At 39.2% G+C, this 17,688-nt stretch carries 26 protein-coding genes; 22 read left to right on the top strand and 4 right to left on the bottom strand.

Annotated elements, in window-relative coordinates; genetic code table 11:
* The first annotated feature begins 8 nt into the window (after positions 1-8).
* The 21 genes from rpsH to truA all read left to right on the top strand — a co-directional run bounded on the left by rpsH (position 9) and on the right by truA (position 13,700).
* Complete coding sequence (gene rpsH, locus IGK54_RS00780) at positions 9-407, top strand: 30S ribosomal protein S8 (RefSeq protein ID WP_002356215.1); 399 nt, start codon at positions 9-11, stop codon at positions 405-407.
* A gap of 31 nt (positions 408-438) precedes the next feature.
* On the top strand, positions 439-975 hold the full coding sequence (gene rplF, locus IGK54_RS00785; RefSeq protein ID WP_002356217.1) for a 50S ribosomal protein L6: 537 nt from the start codon (positions 439-441) through the stop codon (positions 973-975).
* Between the two features lie 160 nt (positions 976-1,135).
* Positions 1,136-1,492: a 50S ribosomal protein L18 gene (gene rplR / locus IGK54_RS00790; protein WP_002356218.1), complete on the top strand. Its 357-nt coding sequence runs from the start codon at positions 1,136-1,138 to the stop codon at positions 1,490-1,492.
* A 20-nt stretch (positions 1,493-1,512) separates the two neighbouring features.
* Positions 1,513-2,013 carry a 30S ribosomal protein S5 gene (gene rpsE / locus IGK54_RS00795; protein WP_002356219.1) on the top strand — a complete coding sequence of 167 codons (501 nt, stop codon included), beginning with the start codon at positions 1,513-1,515 and terminating at the stop codon, positions 2,011-2,013.
* Between the two features lie 14 nt (positions 2,014-2,027).
* The gene (gene rpmD, locus IGK54_RS00800; RefSeq protein WP_002356220.1) at positions 2,028-2,207 is read left to right on the top strand and encodes a 50S ribosomal protein L30; all 180 of its coding nucleotides are present in this window, start codon (positions 2,028-2,030) and stop codon (positions 2,205-2,207) included.
* 47 nt (positions 2,208-2,254) lie between these two features.
* Complete coding sequence (gene rplO / locus IGK54_RS00805) at positions 2,255-2,695, top strand: 50S ribosomal protein L15 (RefSeq protein WP_002356221.1); 441 nt, start codon at positions 2,255-2,257, stop codon at positions 2,693-2,695.
* The gene (secY, locus tag IGK54_RS00810; RefSeq protein WP_002359350.1) at positions 2,696-3,994 is read left to right on the top strand and encodes a preprotein translocase subunit SecY; all 1,299 of its coding nucleotides are present in this window, start codon (positions 2,696-2,698) and stop codon (positions 3,992-3,994) included.
* Positions 3,995-4,080: 86 nt separating this feature from the next.
* The gene (locus tag IGK54_RS00815; RefSeq protein ID WP_142957523.1) at positions 4,081-4,731 is read left to right on the top strand and encodes an adenylate kinase; all 651 of its coding nucleotides are present in this window, start codon (positions 4,081-4,083) and stop codon (positions 4,729-4,731) included.
* Positions 4,732-4,941: 210 nt separating this feature from the next.
* Positions 4,942-5,160 (top strand): translation initiation factor IF-1, encoded by a 219-nt coding sequence (gene infA, locus IGK54_RS00820; RefSeq protein ID WP_002356224.1) that lies wholly within the window; start codon positions 4,942-4,944, stop codon positions 5,158-5,160.
* 32 nt (positions 5,161-5,192) lie between these two features.
* On the top strand, positions 5,193-5,309 hold the full coding sequence (gene rpmJ, locus IGK54_RS00825; RefSeq protein ID WP_002288710.1) for a 50S ribosomal protein L36: 117 nt from the start codon (positions 5,193-5,195) through the stop codon (positions 5,307-5,309).
* Between the two features lie 19 nt (positions 5,310-5,328).
* Entirely contained in the window at positions 5,329-5,694 is a 366-nt protein-coding gene (rpsM, locus tag IGK54_RS00830; protein ID WP_002356225.1) for a 30S ribosomal protein S13, read from the top strand.
* A gap of 27 nt (positions 5,695-5,721) precedes the next feature.
* Positions 5,722-6,111 (top strand): 30S ribosomal protein S11, encoded by a 390-nt coding sequence (rpsK, locus tag IGK54_RS00835; protein ID WP_002356226.1) that lies wholly within the window; start codon positions 5,722-5,724, stop codon positions 6,109-6,111.
* Between the two features lie 80 nt (positions 6,112-6,191).
* On the top strand, positions 6,192-7,130 hold the full coding sequence (locus IGK54_RS00840) for a DNA-directed RNA polymerase subunit alpha (protein ID WP_002356227.1): 939 nt from the start codon (positions 6,192-6,194) through the stop codon (positions 7,128-7,130).
* 73 nt (positions 7,131-7,203) lie between these two features.
* Complete coding sequence (gene rplQ, locus IGK54_RS00845) at positions 7,204-7,587, top strand: 50S ribosomal protein L17 (RefSeq protein ID WP_002356228.1); 384 nt, start codon at positions 7,204-7,206, stop codon at positions 7,585-7,587.
* 45 nt (positions 7,588-7,632) lie between these two features.
* Positions 7,633-7,845: a hypothetical protein gene (locus IGK54_RS00850; RefSeq protein WP_002411018.1), complete on the top strand. Its 213-nt coding sequence runs from the start codon at positions 7,633-7,635 to the stop codon at positions 7,843-7,845.
* A 16-nt stretch (positions 7,846-7,861) separates the two neighbouring features.
* Positions 7,862-9,061, top strand: coding sequence for a DUF819 family protein (locus IGK54_RS00855; protein ID WP_002356229.1), 1,200 nt, complete (start codon positions 7,862-7,864; stop codon positions 9,059-9,061).
* A gap of 15 nt (positions 9,062-9,076) precedes the next feature.
* Entirely contained in the window at positions 9,077-10,252 is a 1,176-nt protein-coding gene (locus tag IGK54_RS00860; RefSeq protein ID WP_010711907.1) for a M20 family metallopeptidase, read from the top strand.
* Between the two features lie 201 nt (positions 10,253-10,453).
* Positions 10,454-11,293 (top strand): energy-coupling factor ABC transporter ATP-binding protein, encoded by an 840-nt coding sequence (locus tag IGK54_RS00865; RefSeq protein ID WP_002359354.1) that lies wholly within the window; start codon positions 10,454-10,456, stop codon positions 11,291-11,293.
* Positions 11,269-12,138 carry an energy-coupling factor ABC transporter ATP-binding protein gene (locus IGK54_RS00870; protein WP_002381364.1) on the top strand — a complete coding sequence of 290 codons (870 nt, stop codon included), beginning with the start codon at positions 11,269-11,271 and terminating at the stop codon, positions 12,136-12,138. Before IGK54_RS00865 ends, IGK54_RS00870 begins: the two co-directional genes overlap by 25 nt.
* Entirely contained in the window at positions 12,135-12,932 is a 798-nt protein-coding gene (locus tag IGK54_RS00875; protein WP_002373841.1) for an energy-coupling factor transporter transmembrane component T family protein, read from the top strand. Before IGK54_RS00870 ends, IGK54_RS00875 begins: the two co-directional genes overlap by 4 nt.
* Before the next feature lie 18 nt (positions 12,933-12,950).
* Positions 12,951-13,700, top strand: coding sequence for a tRNA pseudouridine(38-40) synthase TruA (gene truA, locus IGK54_RS00880; protein ID WP_142957521.1), 750 nt, complete (start codon positions 12,951-12,953; stop codon positions 13,698-13,700).
* A 50-nt stretch (positions 13,701-13,750) separates the two neighbouring features.
* Here the strand turns inward: truA and IGK54_RS00885 are convergent, their stop codons facing one another.
* From IGK54_RS00885 to IGK54_RS00895, 3 genes are all read right to left on the bottom strand, one after another.
* A complete protein-coding gene (locus IGK54_RS00885) occupies positions 13,751-14,062 on the bottom strand; it encodes a heavy metal-binding domain-containing protein (RefSeq protein WP_002381365.1) in 312 nt (103 codons plus the stop codon).
* Between the two features lie 132 nt (positions 14,063-14,194).
* A complete protein-coding gene (gene brnQ / locus IGK54_RS00890; protein ID WP_002361550.1) occupies positions 14,195-15,550 on the bottom strand; it encodes a branched-chain amino acid transport system II carrier protein in 1,356 nt (451 codons plus the stop codon).
* Between the two features lie 90 nt (positions 15,551-15,640).
* Positions 15,641-16,132 carry a GNAT family N-acetyltransferase gene (locus IGK54_RS00895; RefSeq protein ID WP_010711908.1) on the bottom strand — a complete coding sequence of 164 codons (492 nt, stop codon included), beginning with the start codon at positions 16,130-16,132 and terminating at the stop codon, positions 15,641-15,643.
* A 173-nt stretch (positions 16,133-16,305) separates the two neighbouring features.
* Here IGK54_RS00895 and IGK54_RS00900 point away from each other — a divergent pair, with 173 nt between their 5' ends.
* Entirely contained in the window at positions 16,306-16,890 is a 585-nt protein-coding gene (locus tag IGK54_RS00900) for a TIGR00730 family Rossman fold protein (protein ID WP_002411019.1), read from the top strand.
* 46 nt (positions 16,891-16,936) lie between these two features.
* Here the strand turns inward: IGK54_RS00900 and IGK54_RS00905 are convergent, their stop codons facing one another.
* Positions 16,937-17,677: an amino acid ABC transporter ATP-binding protein gene (locus IGK54_RS00905; RefSeq protein WP_002356242.1), complete on the bottom strand. Its 741-nt coding sequence runs from the start codon at positions 17,675-17,677 to the stop codon at positions 16,937-16,939.
* Between the last annotated feature and the right edge of the window lie 11 nt (positions 17,678-17,688).

Here is a 17,688-nt window from a genome sequence, read left to right on the forward strand (position 1 = left end):
ATAGTTCAATGGTCATGACAGATCCAATTGCAGATTTTCTAACTCGCATTCGTAATGCGAACATGGTTAAACATGAAACTTTAGAAGTACCTGCTTCAAAAATCAAACGTGATATCGCAGAAATCCTGAAACGTGAAGGATTTATCCGCGACGTAGAATACATCGAAGATGACAAACAAGGCGTAATCCGTGTTTTCCTAAAATATGGTAAAAACGAAGAACGTGTTATCACAAACTTAAAACGTATTTCTAAACCAGGTTTACGTGCATACGTAAAAGCTGACGAAGTACCAAAAGTATTAAACGGTCTAGGAATTGCAATCATCTCTACATCAGAGGGTGTAATTACTGACAAAGAAGCTAGAGCGAAAAATATCGGCGGCGAAGTAATCGCCTACGTATGGTAATTCTAAAAAATACACAAGGAGGTGTCTCTAAGTGAGCCGTATTGGTAATAAAGTTGTTGTTCTTCCTGCTGGTGTTGAAATCAAGCAAGACGGAAACAACATTACAGTTAAAGGACCTAAAGGTGAATTAACACGCGAATTTTCTTCTGATATCAAAATGAACATCGAAGGAAACGAAGTGACATTCACTCGTCCAAACGATTCAAAAGAAATGAAAACAATCCACGGAACAACTCGTGCAAACTTCAACAACATGGTTGTTGGTGTTTCTGAAGGTTTCCAAAAAGCACTTGAACTTATCGGGGTCGGATACCGTGCCCAAGTACAAGGCAACAAATTAACTTTAAACGTTGGTTATTCTCATCCTGTCGAAATGACAGCACCAGAAGGCGTAACATTTGAAGTACCTGCGAACACACAAGTTATCGTTAAAGGCATCAACAAAGAAGTTGTTGGTGAATTAGCTGCTAACATCCGTGGCGTTCGTCCTCCAGAACCTTATAAAGGCAAAGGGATTCGCTATGTTGGTGAATTTGTACGCCGTAAAGAAGGTAAAACTGGTAAATAATAACAGCTGTGTAGAAAACAGAAGTCAACAACAAGCAACTGTCATTTTATGGGATTTTTCCAATAAAATGCTTTTGTCTTGTCTGCCAGCTTCTCTTTTCCGTAATCTGCTGACTGCTTGAAATATTAGTAGTAAACATTAAATCAAAGAGGTGAAAATTGTGATTACAAAACCAGATAAAAACAAAACACGTCAAAAGAGACATCGTCGTGTACGTAACAAAATCTCTGGTACTGCTGAGTGCCCACGCTTGAACATTTTCCGTTCTAACAAAAACATCTACGCGCAAGTCATTGATGACGTAGCGGGTGTGACGCTAGCAAGTGCCTCTGCCTTGGATAAAGAAATTTCAGGTGGAACAAAAACAGAAACAGCTGCAGCTGTTGGTAAACTAGTTGCTGAACGTGCCGCTGAAAAAGGCATCAAAAAAGTAGTCTTCGACCGTGGTGGATACCTTTACCATGGCCGCGTGCAAGCTTTAGCTGAAGCTGCTCGTGAAAATGGACTAGAATTTTAGGAGAAGGAGGAACACCATTCATGGTTTATATTGATCCAAAACATTTGGAATTAGAAGACCGCGTTGTAGCGATCAACCGTGTAACAAAAGTTGTTAAAGGTGGACGTCGTTTACGTTTCGCAGCTTTAGTTGTTGTCGGTGACAAAAACGGACACGTTGGTTTCGGTACTGGTAAAGCACAAGAAGTACCTGAAGCTATCCGTAAAGCAATCGAAGACGCGAAGAAAAACTTAGTTGAAGTGCCTATGGTTGGTTCTACTATCCCGCACGAAGTAATTGGCGTATTCGGTGGCGGCCGTATCCTTATGAAACCTGCAGTAGAAGGTTCTGGGGTAGCTGCTGGTGGACCAGTTCGTGCCGTATTGGAATTAGCTGGTGTAGCAGATATTACATCTAAATCACTAGGTTCAAACACACCTATTAACGTTGTTCGCGCAACTGTTGAAGGTCTAAAACAATTAAAACGTGCCGAAGAAGTGGCAGCACTTCGCGGTAAATCTGTAGAAGAAATTATCGGTTAAGGAGGACAAAAATAATGGCTGAATTAAAAATTACTTTAAAACGCAGTGTTATCGGACGTCCTCAAAACCAACGTGCTACAGTTAAAGCGTTAGGTTTAGGTAAAGTGAATAGTACTGTTACAAAACCTGCCAATGAAGCAATCAAAGGTATGGTTAACACTATTTCACATTTAGTGGACGTAGAAGAAGTTTAAGATTTATAGATTTGTAATAGAAGATTGCTTAAGGAGGTGCCAAACCTATGAAACTTCATGAATTAAAACCTGCTGAGGGCTCACGCCAAGTACGTAACCGTGTTGGACGTGGTACTTCATCTGGTAATGGTAAAACAGCTGGCCGTGGACAAAAAGGGCAAAAAGCCCGTTCAGGCGGTGGTGTTCGTTTAGGATTTGAAGGGGGTCAAACTCCATTATTCCGTCGTTTACCAAAACGTGGGTTTACAAACATTAATCGTAAAGATTACGCTGTTGTGAACTTAGATACTTTAAACCGTTTTGAAGATGGAACAGAAGTAACTCCTGTTGTCCTAAAAGAAGCAGGAATCGTTAAAAACGAAAAAGCGGGAATCAAAGTTCTTGCAGATGGTGAGTTAACGAAAAAATTAACTGTGAAAGCAGCTAAATTCTCGAAATCAGCACAAGAAGCTATCGAAGCTGCTGGTGGTTCAATCGAGGTGATCTAATTGTTCAAGCTATTAAAGAACGCCTTTAAAGTCAAAGACATTAGATCAAAAATCTTATTTACAGTTTTAATCTTGTTTGTATTTCGCCTAGGTGCGCACATTACTGTGCCCGGGGTGAATGCAAAGGGATTGTCTGATTTAAGTAGCTTACCCTTTTTGAATATGTTGAATATGGTGAGTGGTAGTGCCATGCAAAACTTCTCTATCTTCTCGATGGGGGTTTCGCCATACATTACAGCCTCTATTATTATTCAACTATTGCAAATGGATATTGTACCTAGATTTGTAGAATGGTCAAAACAAGGGGAAGTTGGGCGTAAGAAATTAAATCAAGCAACAAGATATCTAACGATTGTCTTGGGTGTGGCTCAGTCAATGGGGATCACTGCTGGTTTTAATAGCTTAAGTCAAACTGGGATTGTCAACAATCCAACCTTAGGTACCTTTGTGATGATTGCAGTTATTTTAACTGCTGGGACGATGTTTGTGACTTGGATGGGTGAACAAATTACAGAAAAAGGAATCGGAAATGGTGTTTCAATGATTATCTTTGCCGGGATTATTTCTCGTTTGCCAGGAGCAGTCAAAGAAATCTATGAAGATTACTTCGTCAATATCGAGTCTTCTCGTATTTGGCAATCTGTTATTTTCATTGCAATCTTAGTTATTGCTATTTTGGTGATTGTTACAGTCGTAACGTTCTTCCAACAAGCAGAACGTAAGATTCCAATCCAATATACAAAACGTGTTTCTGGTGCACCAACAAGTAGTTATTTACCGTTAAAAGTAAATGCTGCTGGGGTTATTCCAGTTATCTTTGCCAGCTCGTTAATTGCAACACCAAATGCCATTTTACAAGCTTTCTCATCAAAATTCGCTGGTGAAAATTGGTATGACATTATGACAAAAATCTTTAGTTATAACACAGTTCCAGGGGCAATCATCTATACTGTCCTAATCGTTGCGTTTACGTTCTTCTATGCATTTGTTCAAGTAAACCCTGAGAAATTAGCGGAAAACTTACAAAAACAAGGAAGCTACATTCCAAGCGTGCGACCAGGTAAAGGTACAGAAGAATATGTATCTGGCGTGTTAATGAGATTAAGTGTTGTCGGCTCAATTTTCCTAGGACTTGTTGCTTTACTTCCAATCATTGCGCAAATGGTTTGGAACTTACCTCAATCAATCGGTTTAGGTGGAACAAGTTTACTAATCGTTATCGGGGTTGCATTAGAAACAACGAAACAATTAGAAGGATTAATGATGAAACGTCAATATGTCGGCTTTATCAATAAGTAAGAATCGAGTGTTGAGGTTTTACCTCAGCACCATTCTCACATATGGCTAGCTTCATAAGCCGGTCTTTAAAATTAGGAGGAGAATATATGAACCTCATTTTAATGGGATTACCTGGAGCAGGTAAAGGCACCCAAGCAGAAAAAATCATTGATACGTATGGCATTCCACATATTTCTACTGGAGATATGTTCCGTGCAGCAATGAAAAATGAAACTGCCTTGGGCCTAGAAGCGAAATCTTATATCGATAAAGGTGAACTGGTTCCTGACGAAGTAACAAACGGAATTGTTAAAGAACGCCTTGCTGAACCAGATACAGACAAAGGATTCCTATTAGATGGTTTCCCACGTACACTGGATCAAGCAAAAGCATTAGATATAATGCTTAAAGAATTAAACAAAAAAATTGATGCTGTCATTGACATCCATGTAGAAGAAGATGTATTAATCGAGCGTTTAGCTGGACGATTCATCTGTCGCACATGTGGCGCAACGTATCATAAATTATTCAACCCGCCAAAAGTTGAAGGCACTTGTGATCGCTGTGGCGGACATGAATTCTACCAAAGAGAAGATGATAAGCCCGAAACGGTTAAAAATCGTTTGGCAGTCAACATTGAAAGTAGCGCACCAATCTTAGCTTTCTATAAAGAACAAGGCTTGATGCATACAATCGATGGCAATCGCGAAATCGATACTGTTTTTTCTGATGTGAAAAAAATCATTGACGAAAACTAATTTCCAATTGCCCGCAGTTTAACCCTGTTGTTGTATTCAGTTTCTCTTGCCAAAACATAACTAAATATGGTAGAATATATCAGTCCGACTTCTACAGTTTTGTGACATCAAAATGAATAACGAAGTTAGTTGAGAATTTCTAGGTGGGAGCTGGAGTTTCCGCCGTTTTATCGTGTGAAAACGCGAAACAAGTACAAGGAGGTACTGTGCGTGGCAAAAGAAGATATGATTGAAGTCGAAGGTACAGTCGTCGAAACTTTGCCGAATGCAATGTTTAAAGTCGAACTAGAAAATGGACACCAAGTTCTTGCTACTGTTTCAGGTAAAATCCGTATGCACTACATCCGTATCTTACCTGGTGACAAAGTAACAGTTGAATTATCACCGTATGATTTAACGCGTGGCCGTATTACTTATCGCTTTAAATAATTGTACTCCGTAAAACCACAGGAGGTATTATCATGAAAGTAAGACCATCAGTAAAACCAATGTGTGAACATTGTAAAGTAATTCGCCGTAAAGGACGTGTTATGGTTATTTGCCCAGCAAATCCAAAACATAAACAACGTCAAGGATAATTAGGAGGTGTAACGAATAATGGCTCGTATTGCAGGAGTAGACATCCCTCGTGACAAACGTGTAGTAGTTTCTCTTACTTACATTTATGGTATTGGTAACACTACAGCTAAAAAAGTTTTAGCAAACGTTGGCGTATCTGAAGATGTTCGTGTACGTGATTTAACAAACGAACAAACAGATGCGATTCGTGCGGAAATTGATAAGTTAAAAGTTGAAGGGGATCTTCGTCGTGAAGTGAACTTAAACATCAAACGCTTGATGGAAATCGGTTCATACCGTGGAATCCGTCACCGTCGTGGATTACCAACTCGTGGACAAAACACGAAAAATAATGCACGTACTCGTAAAGGCCCTACTAAAACAGTAGCAGGCAAGAAAAAATAATTCCTAAGTGAAGGAGGTTAGAACTTCATGGCAGCAAAAAAAGTTAGTCGTAAACGCCGTGTCAAAAAGAATATAGAATCAGGTGTAGCACATATCCATTCTACATTCAACAATACAATCGTAATGATTACTGATACACATGGTAATGCATTAGCATGGTCATCAGCAGGATCATTAGGCTTTAAAGGAAGCAAAAAATCAACTCCTTTTGCCGCTCAAATGGCTGCAGAAGCCGCAACTAAAGTGGCAATGGAACATGGACTTAAAACTGTAGACGTAACAGTTAAAGGACCTGGTTCTGGACGTGAAGCAGCAATTCGTTCATTACAAGCAACAGGTTTAGAAGTGACTGCAATTCGTGACGTGACTCCAGTTCCTCATAATGGATGCCGCCCTCCAAAACGCCGTCGTGTTTAATGAGCGCCACTCATTCTGAGTTTGAATTAGGAACGTCATTGAACAAGACACTTTTCGTTTTGAAAGGGGTATAGATAAGAATGATTGAATTTGAAAAACCAAGAATCGAAAAAATTGATGAAAATAGAGATTATGGTAAGTTCGTCGTTGAACCATTAGAACGCGGTTACGGAACTACTTTAGGTAACTCTCTACGTCGTATTTTATTGTCTTCTTTACCAGGAGCTGCAATTACGAATATTCAAATCGATGGTGTTTTACACGAATTCTCAACCATTCCAGGTGTACGAGAAGACGTAACACAAATTATTTTGAATATTAAAGGCTTAGCATTGAAATTATATGCTGAAGAAGAGAAAACCCTTGAGATCGATATTACAGGACCCGCTACCGTGACTGCCGGCGATATTATCGTAGACAGTGATGTTGAGATCCTAAATAAAGATTTAGTTATCTGTAGTGTTGCTGAAGGAGCTACTTTCCATGCTCGCTTAACAGTGAAACCTGGTCGTGGCTATGTTCAAGCAGACGAAAACAAAAAAGAAGATATGCCAATCGGTGTACTTCCAGTTGATTCCATCTACACACCCGTTCGTCGTGTTAACTACCAAGTAGAAAATACACGTGTTGGTCGTCGTGATGATTTCGACAAATTAACAATGGAAATATGGACAGATGGTTCAATCATTCCTCAAGAAGCACTAAGTTTAGCTGCGAAAATCATGACTGAGCATTTAGATATCTTTGTAAACCTTACTGACGAAGCGAAAAACGCTGAAATCATGGTGGAAAAAGAAGAAACTCAAAAAGAGAAAATGCTAGAAATGACGATTGAAGAACTTGATTTATCAGTTCGTTCATATAACTGTTTAAAACGTGCAGGCATTAATACTGTACAAGAACTTACAAACAAATCTGAACCAGAAATGATCAAAGTACGTAATTTAGGTCGTAAATCTCTTGAAGAAGTAAAACTTAAATTGCATGATCTAGGATTAGGATTACGTAAGGACGATTAAGACTTTTACGAAGTTTCCAGTCCTGCTTAACAGCAGTGGCTCGTGAGAACAGAAACGAAGGAGGGAACCCAACGTGAGTTACCGTAAATTAGGACGCACATCAAGCCAACGTAAAGCTATGCTACGTGATATTACAACTGATTTAATCATCAACGAACGCATCGTAACTACTGAAGCTCGTGCGAAAGAAGTACGTTCAACTGTAGAAAAAATGATTACTTTAGGTAAACGTGGAGATCTTCATGCACGTCGTCAAGCAGCTACTTTCGTTCGTAATGAAGTTGCTAGTGTTCGTGAAGAAGATGAGTCTATCGTTGTTGAATCAGCTTTACAAAAGCTATTTAACGATTTAGGACCTCGTTTCGCGGAACGCCAAGGTGGTTACACTCGTATCTTGAAGACAGAACCAAGACGCGGCGATGCAGCACCAATGGTAGTTATCGAATTTGTTAAATAATTAATAAACCGATCACTTTATAGATGTTTCTTTTAGAGTGTTATGATGTTGGAGGCGACTCCGAGTCTAGCTCTGCTTTCCCTGCTAAAGATGGCTTTAGCAGGGGAGCACTCATCATATAAAGGTGATTTTTTTTTGCTTTGGGAAAACGCTGTTTTCTCAAAGCTTTTTTGTTTCTTAAAAGCATTGCAGAAGCTTTTCCGGTTTGTTATACTGGTTATTAATTGGAATTTTCAGATAATTAAGCATCTGAGTTAGTAGAAGGGGGAATTATATGTCGCAAATGTTTGCTTTTTCGTTGCTGATGGTTATTTTATACATTGGTGATGTAGTTTCTATCAAAACAAAAGCTTGGATTCCATCTGTTTTTGTTTGTGGTGTTTTATTTATTCTTGGTTATTGGACTATTTTTCCACAAAATATTGTGGAAGTGGCAGGGATTCCTACAGTGGTTGCCACTTTATTAATGTATCTGTTGATTACTAATATGGGCACTCTGCTCTCTGTTAAAGAATTGGTTAATCAATGGAAAACGATTGTGATTGCTTTGTCAGGTATTCTGGGCATTATTGCCTTGTTATTAGCTGTAGGGACTTTTGTTTTTGACTTAAAAACAGTTTTAGTTGCAATCCCGCCGTTAGTAGGAGGTTTAGTTTCTTCATTAGTAATGTCAGAAGCGGCTCAATCAGCTGGTTTAGCCTCACTTTCAGTTTTGGCAATTTTAATTTATGTCATTCAAGGGTTTGCTGGTTATCCCTTAACTTCAATTGTTCTAAAAAAAGAAGGAAAGCGGAAGCTTCAAGAATATCGAGCAGGGACATGGCAGCCAGTTCATGAACAAGAGGGGCAAGAAACAGGAGCAGAACCAGATGTGCCTAAACTATTTGAAAAAGTACCCAAACGATATCATACAGATTATTCACGAATTTTACGTTTAGCCTTAGTTGCCACACTCGCTTATTATGTTTCTGTGTGGACGGCACCGTTTGTGACGATTAGTCCTTTTGTGCTGTGTTTATGTTTTGGCGTGATTGCAACGTCTTTAGGCTTTTTAGAAAAGCAACCATTGCAGAAAGCAAATAGCTTTGGTTTTGCGATTTTAGGGTTAATGCTTTTTGTCTTTGATGGCTTAAAACAAGCCACACCTGAAATGTTAATGGATTTATTTTTACCAATGATTGGGATTATTGTGATTGGCGTTATCGGGATGTACATCTTTTCAGCAATTGTTGGTCGTGTATTAGGTGTGAGTAAAGAGATGGCATTCGCTGTTTCGTTGACAGCTTTATATGGCTTTCCAGCCGATTATATTATTACGAATGAAGTGATTCAATCATTGACAGAAGATGAACAAGAACAGGCGGCTTTAACGAGCCATTTAATGCCACCGATGTTAGTGGCAGGTTTCGTAACAGTCACTATTGTTTCGGTTATTTTAGCGGGTATTTTTTCAAGTATTTTATTAAGTTTGTAGAAACGGGGCGTAAGTATGAAAAAAATCAAAGCACTAGTCAAGCAGCATGCACAAGAAATGATTGCTTTTCGACGGGATTTACACCAACATCCAGAATTACAATTTGAAGAATTTCGAACGACAGAAAAAGTCGCGGAAGTTCTTGATCAATTAGGAATTACTTATCGCAAAACAGAACCGACGGGTTTAATTGCTGAAATTGTGGGCGGCAAACCAGGCCGAGTGGTTGCGCTGCGGGCGGATATGGATGCCTTACCTGTACAGGAATTAAATGAAGATTTAGCTTATAAATCTTTAGAAGCTGGCAAGATGCATGCATGTGGGCATGATTCCCATACCGCGATGTTAGTAACAGCGGCTAAAGTATTAAAAGAAATCCAAGAAGAACTTCAGGGAACGGTAAGGTTAATTTTTCAACCATCTGAAGAAAATGCGCAAGGTGCTAAAGCAATGGTTGCGCAAGGCGCAATGACCGGTGTCGATGATGTATTTGGCTTACATATCTGGTCACAAATGCCTGTAGGAACCGCTTCGTGTCGAGTGGGCTCAAGTTTCGCCTCCGCAGATATTTTTTCTGTTGATTTTACAGGCCGTGGTGGCCATGGTGCCATGCCAAACGCTTGTATTGATGCGGCAGTTATAGCTTCTTCTTTCGTGATGAATCTGCAAACGATTGTTTCTCGGGAGACAGATCCTTTAGATCCAGTAGTTGTCACGATTGGACGGATGGATGTGGGGACCCGTTTTAATGTGATTGCTGAGAATGCACGTTTAGAAGGAACGGTTCGTTGCTTTAGTGTAGCAACGCGTAATCGAGTAGAACAGGCGCTGCAACGCTATGCGGAACAAACAGCCGCTATTTACGGTGGGACGGCTTCGTTAGATTATCAATATGGAACGTTGCCAGTGATTAATGATGAGCAGGATGCCTTGTTTGCCCAAACACTAATTAAGGAAAATTTTGGTGAAGCGGCCTTAAGACAAGAAGAGCCGACAACCGGTGGTGAAGACTTCAGTTATTATACTGAACATGCTTCTGGTTGTTTTGCCTTAGTGGGAAGCGGTAATCCAGAGAAAGATACAGAATGGGCACATCACCATGGTCGTTTTAATATTGATGAAGATGCGATGGCAATGGGTGCTGAGTTATATGCCCAATATGCATTTGAATATTTGAAGACACATTTTTAAAAGAAAATCAGTAACTTCTTGTTTTATGAGAACAAGAAGTTATTTTTATGAAAAATAGACCTGTCAAGACAGATAAGAGCTCCCATAATGACCGTTCTTTTGGTATAATAAAAAATAGTGTGAAGAATCAGAACAGATGATTGAAAAAACGCTACTTTTTTGGTAGTGTTAGAAAGAATAAATAGATTGAGGGAGTACGCGATGCAACCAATCATTGAACTAAATAATATCCAATTTAATTATCAACCAGAAGATGCTTCTCCCGCTTTAAAAGATGTGTCTTTTTCCATTCAACAAGGCGAATGGGTCGCTATTATTGGCCATAATGGTTCTGGTAAATCAACGTTAGCCAAAACGATCAATGGGCTGTTACTGCCAGCTGCTGGGACTATCAAAGTTGGCGGCAAAGAATTAAATGAAGCAAACGTCTGGGATATCCGGCGTATGGTAGGAATGGTCTTTCAGAATCCAGATAACCAATTTGTCGGTTCAACAGTCGAAGACGATGTGGCTTTTGGTTTAGAAAATCAAGGTATTCCGCGTGATGAAATGGTCGAACGTGTTCACGATGCATTAGAACGGGTTCGTATGTTAGATTTTGCCAAGCGAGAACCTGCTCGGCTATCTGGCGGCCAAAAACAACGAGTAGCTATCGCTGGTGTGGTTGCTTTGCGACCAGATATTATTATTTTAGACGAAGCGACAAGTATGTTAGATCCAGAAGGTCGTGCAGAAGTAATTGCTACCATTCAAAAGATTAAAGAAGAAAGCAATTTAACAGTTATTTCTATTACCCACGATATTGATGAAGCGGCTAATGCGAATCGTATTTTAGTGATGCGCCAAGGACAATTGACAAACGAAGGAACACCAGAAAAGATTTTTTCTGCAGGAGAAGCGCTTGTTGAAATGGGCTTGGATTTACCGTTTCCTGAAAAATTAAAAGTAGCTTTGAAAGAGCGTGGCGTTGTTGTGCCAACGAATTATTTAACAGAAGAAGGGATGGTGGATTGGTTATGGACATCCGTTTTAAACAAGTAGATTTTACTTACCAACCCAATACTCCTTTTGAGCAACGGGCATTATTCGATATTAATTTAACGATTCAAGACGGCTCTTATACAGCGATTGTCGGACATACTGGCAGTGGCAAATCAACGTTATTACAACATTTGAATGCTTTGGTGAAACCAACTAAAGGCCAAGTGACAATTGGAGAGCGTGTAATTACGCCAGAAACTGATAATAAGAATTTAAAACCAATTCGTAAAAAAGTTGGGATCGTTTTTCAATTTCCAGAAGCACAATTGTTTGAAGAAACAGTGGAGCGAGACATCGCTTTCGGACCGAAAAACTTTGGTGTTTCAGACGAAGAAGCGAAAAAATTAGCTAAGAAAATGCTTGATTTAGTCGGCTTAGATGAAAAATACTTACAACATTCTCCGTTTGAGTTATCAGGTGGTCAAATGCGCCGTGTCGCAATTGCTGGTGTGCTAGCGATGGAACCAGAAGTCTTAGTATTAGACGAACCGACTGCTGGTTTGGATCCTAAGGGTCGTAAAGAAATGATGGAGATGTTTAGTCGTCTGCATAAGGAACATAATATGACCATCGTTTTAGTGACACATTTGATGGATGACGTGGCTAATTACGCAGATCATGTGATTGTTTTAGAAAAAGGACAAATCGTCCGAGCGGGAGCACCACAAGAAGTGTTTCAAGAGACACAATGGCTGAAAGAAAAACAATTAGGCGTGCCAACTGCAGCCGAATTTGCTGAAAAATTAGTGGCAAAAGGCTTTTCTTTTGAGCAATTACCATTAACGGCCGATCAATTAGCCGATCAGCTTCTGAAAAAAATGCAGGAAGCAGGTGAGGCAAAATGATGAATAAATTGATTTTTGGGCGCTATATTCCAGGTGATTCTTTTATCCATCGTTTAGATCCGCGCGCAAAATTATTAGCTAGTTTTTATTTTATTGGGATTATCTTTTTAGCAAATAATTGGCAGAGTTATGTTTTAATAGCAGCTTTTACTGCTTTTGCTATTTCATTATCAAAAATCAGTGCCCGCTTCTTTATCCGCGGTGTTCGGCCATTATTATGGCTAATTCTGTTTACTGTGGCTCTTCAAACCTTGTTTACACAAGGGGGAGAAGTGTACTTTCAGTGGGGAATTATTTCCATTACCCAGTTTGGTGTGACGAATGGGCTATTTATTTTCTGTCGTTTTGTTTTAATTATTTTCATGTCAACGTTATTAACTTTAACGACGGCACCATTAGAGTTATCAGATGCGATTGAATATTTGCTACGCCCACTTCGTGTAGTGAAATTTCCAGTTCATGAAGTTTCATTGATGTTATCAATTGCCTTACGTTTTGTCCCAACATTAATGGATGAAACGGAAAAGATTATGAATGCTCAACGTGCCCGTGGTGTTGATTTTGGTGAAGGAAACTTACTTCAAAAAATGAAAGCTATTGTTCCACTGTTAATTCCGCTTTTCGTAAGTAGTTTTAATCGTGCGGAAGATTTGGCGACTGCCATGGAAGCAAGAGGTTATCAAGGTGGCGAAGGACGGACAAAATACCGCATTCTTCATTGGCACCTACGAGATACAATAGTAATGTTTGGCTTTGTCTTGTTAACCATTGGCTTATTTGTATTAAGAACTTAGAAAAGGTGAAGAAAAATTATGCCCCGCTATAAAGCAATCATTGCCTATGATGGCACTCATTTTCATGGCTTTCAAAAGCAGCCTAATGAGCGTACCGTTCAAGAAGAAATAGAAAAAACGTTAGCACGCATGAATAACGGACACTCCGTGACGGTTTTTGGTTCAGGACGAACAGATGCAGGTGTTCATGCAATGGGCCAAGTGATTCACTTTGATTATCCGCAGGAACGTCCGTTGGAAAAAATGCGCTTTGCGTTAGACACACAAACACCAGAAGACATTGCTGTGCGCAGCGTGGAACGTGTTTCAGAAGACTTTCATGCACGTTATCACGTGATCGAAAAAACCTATCAATTTAAAGTGGATATTGGCAAACCGCGAAGTCCATTTCGACGTTTTTATGCTAGTTATTTTCCGTATCCCATTGATCTCGAAAAAATCCAACAAGCTTTGCCTGATTTATTAGGCACCCATGATTTTACCTCTTTCTGTGCCTCAGGAAGTTCGGTAGAAGATAAAGTCCGAACTATTCATGAAGCCAGTGTTCATGTCAATGAAACGGGGGATGAATTAATATTCACTTTTCGGGGCGATGGTTTCTTGTACAAAATGATTCGGATTTTAGTTGGTACGCTATTGAAAATCGGCAATGGGCGGCTGGAACCAACCGCGATTCCAGCAATTATCGCCGCCAAAGATCGAAATTTAGCGGGTCCGACTGCTCATCCAGAAGGATTGTATTTAGCAGAAGTGAAATATGAAAACTAAAAAGACGTAGACCTTACAAGAAAAGGTCTGCGTCTTTTTGGTTGCAAGATTTAGATGTATTTAACAGCTGTTCCGTAAGCCACGACAGATTGCATGTCTGTGCCAATTGTGCCAGAATCAAAACGCATCATCACAACGGCATCTGCACCTAATTTAGAGGCTTCTGCTTTTAAACGTTCGATTGCTTGGTCGCGTGCTTCTCGTTGCATATCAGTGTAACCTTTAATTTCACCGCCAACTACGCTTTTTAGTCCAGCACCTAAATCTTTAAACATATTTTTAGAACGTGTGGTTAACCCGAAAACTTCTCCAATAATTTCATATTCTTGACCGCTAATTCTCTCGGTTGTTGTAACTAACATGGGCAATTTCCTCCAGTACTTGTTGGTAACTTCAATTTACCATAGTCAAGAGTTTGGTACAACGAATATACATAAAAACGACACTAGAAAAGATGCGCTTCCGCATTTTTTCTAGTGTCGTTTTGGTAAGAATTAATCAAGGATAGGATCTTTTTTAGAAATCATGACCCAAACCCAACTAATTAGAAAAGCAACCGTTGCTGGAACGACCCAGCCCATGCCAATAGTGAACAATGGTAAGTATTGGCCGGCTTTTTCTAAAAGCGTTGTTACAAACGCCGTATCTTTGATAAAGGCAGGCGCGCTATTTAATGCATCTAAAACAGCAGCAATCAATGTGATATAGGTCGTTGCTTGATAGACTTCCCGTCGATGTTTGAAAATAGGACTGATGATTACCAAAAGCATTAAAGTAATCGCCAATGGATAAAGGAACATCAAGACTGGAACGGCAAATTGAATGATGTTGGTTAAGCCGACATTTGCAAAAATAGCTGGTAAAATAACAACAATTGCCAAGAATTTTTGATAGGAAACTTTCGGAAACATTTCTTCAAAAGTCTCAGAAAAGGCTGTGCTTAAGCCGATACCGGTTTTTAAACAAGCAAGAACTACGATAAAAGCCAGTAAAATACTCCCTGGTAGGCCTAAATAGTAATTGGCAATTTGGGCTAAGGCAATCCCGCCGTTTTCACTGATTGGAAAAGCCCCGATACTCATTGTTCCCATATAAGCAAGTAAGGTATAGATAATCCCCATCAATACAACACTGAAAGCACCTGATTTAATCATTCCTTTAGCGATATCTCCTGGTTTTTCGACGCCCATATTTCGTAAAGTGGAAACGACAACAATCCCAAAAGCTAATGAAGCTAGAGCATCCAACGTATTATAACCTTCTGTAAATCCTTTAAAGAAAGGACTTGAAATATAATTTTCACCAACAGCGGCACTGGCCACATGACCTAATGGTTTTACAAAGGCTAAAACAATCAAAATTCCTAGCAATGCTAAAAATAACGGATTTAAAAATTTACCCACATAATCTAAGATTTTACTTGGCTTTCTAGAGAAGAGCCAAACAGCTAAGAAAAATAATGCGGAAAAACCAGCAAGAACCAGCCATTGCAAGTCTTTAGGAACAAATGGTGCAAGACCAATCTCAAAAGAAGTAGTTGCTAACCTTGGTAAAGCAAAGAAAGGACCAATCGTTAAATATAATAGTAAGGTAAAAATAAGAGCATAACGACGATTAATCCGAGAAGCTAAGTCAAAAACACCTGAACTTTTAGAAACACCCATAGCAATGACACCAAGAAAAGGTAAGCCAATTCCAGTGGCTAAGAAGCCCAAGTTTGCTAAAAAGACGGAAGCCCCCGCTTCTTGTCCCATATGTACAGGGAAAATTAAATTTCCAGCACCGAAAAACAAACCGAATAACATTGAACCAACGTATAGATAATCACGCCAAACTAACTTTTTTTGCATAGATTCACACTCCTTAATATTGTCTTATTATTTAAAATAACAGAAGAAGAAACAGAGAGCAACCAGTTTTTATAGAAAACATTAGTTTTCTTATTTTTCTATGAAATAAGCATACTGATAATCATCACAATAGTGTCCATTTATATAAAATTCTTCTTTAAAATGTGCTTCCTGCACAAAACCATGTTTTTCATAGAATCGAATGGCTTCTTGATTGGTAGCCATTACTCGCAAACTCAGCTTATGAATCCCGCTTATCTCAGCCATATCTTTGATATACGACAACAAAGAACCACCAATCCCTTGACCTTGGAAATCTGGCGAAACGCCAATACTTAGTAGCCATTGCTTTTGATGAGCTGCTAACGAAGTGGGCGGATGGACTTCAATAAATCCAGCAAGTTGTTGTCCGCTGATGGCAACGAAAATCGTTTCATCCTTCATTTTTTCCTGATATGCCGCAAGCGAGAGTGGTTGTATCTCGGCAGGGGTATTCTTTTTTGTCCAAATGATTTGGTCCAAGGTATGTAATGCGGGCCAATCTGCTTCGGCAACTAAGCGAATAGTGAGTGAGGTAGACAAGATAATAGGGCTCCTTTTTCTGAAATTTTAAAATATAAAAAGACTATAGCATTTATTGTCTGAAAATTCAAATACTTTTAAAACGAAAAGAAAAATGGCTGCACCTTTTCGATAAAATCAAAATATGCTACCATAGCTACCAGAGGATAGATGGTAAAAAAGAATCTATCTAAATGGAGGGTATGTTTGTGAAAAAAATGGCAGTATATTGTGGCGCCAGTCTGGGGAATGAGCCAATCTATCAGCAAGCTGCAGTAGCGTTAGCCGCTTGGATGAAAGAAAATCACTATGATCTAGTTTATGGCGGTGGCAATGTTGGTCTAATGGGTACAGTGGCTGATACGCTTTTGGCAGAAGGTGGAGAGGTAATTGGTGTCATGCCCACTTTTTTAATGGAACGAGAGATTGCACATAATGGCATTACAAAGATGCATACAGTCAGTGATATGCATGCGCGTAAGAAAAAGATGATTGAATTGGCAGATGTGTATTTAGCTTTACCCGGTGGTCCCGGCACGCTAGAAGAAATTAGCGAGGTGATCTCTTGGGGCCGAGTCGGTGAACATATGAATCCTTGTATTTTATACAACGTGAATGGTTACTATGATTTATTAGCTGCTTTTTTTGATAAAATGGTAGAAACTAGTTTCTTAACAGAAGCGGATCGAGCTAAAATTTTCATTTCAGATTCCTTAGAAGAAATTGGTGCATTTATTGATTCCTATGAACCGCCAATGATTCGTCAATACAAAAACTAGTAAAAAAGAGGCAGTCACTCTAACCAGAATGACTGCCTCTTTTTTACTAGTTTTTCGTTAAAATCCGATGTAAGAACTCTTTTGTCCGAGCTTCTTTTGGATGGACAAAGATATCTTCAGCGGTCCCTTCTTCGGCAATGACACCTTTATCCATGAAAATAACACGATCGGATACGTCCCGCGCAAATTCCATTTCATGTGTTACAATCACCATTGTTAGCCCTGTATGGGCAAGATTTTTCATTGTTTTTAGCACTTCGCCAACCATTTCAGGATCCAATGCAGAAGTTGGTTCATCGAAAAGTAAAACATCTGGATCCATTGATAATGCTCGAGCAATGGCTACCCGTTGCTTTTGTCCACCAGACAATTGAGCAGGTTTGGCATCAATAAAACGAGCCATGCCAACTTTTTCTAAATTTTCTAAGGCAATTTTTTTGGCTTCTTCTTTGTTTCTTTTTAGGACAGTCATCTGACCAGAAGTACAGTTTTCTAAGACATTCATGTTATTAAATAAATTGAATGATTGGAAAACCATGCCTAAATGGGTCCGATATTTGGGCAAACTATAACCACGTTCTAAAACATTTTTACCATTATAGATGATTTTGCCATCTGTTGGTTTTTCTAACAAATTGATACAACGTAGTAACGTTGATTTACCAGAACCAGAAGAACCGATAATGGTGACAACTTCTCCTTTGTTGACGTTCATATTGATATCTTTTAATACTTCGTTTTCGCCAAAGCTTTTTCGTAAATGTTCAATTTCAATAATTGCACTCATCTGTTTGCCTC

This window comes from Enterococcus sp. DIV2384, from assembly GCF_050534975.1.
In the GTDB taxonomy this organism is placed as follows: Bacteria; Bacillota; Bacilli; order Lactobacillales; family Enterococcaceae; genus Enterococcus; species Enterococcus faecalis.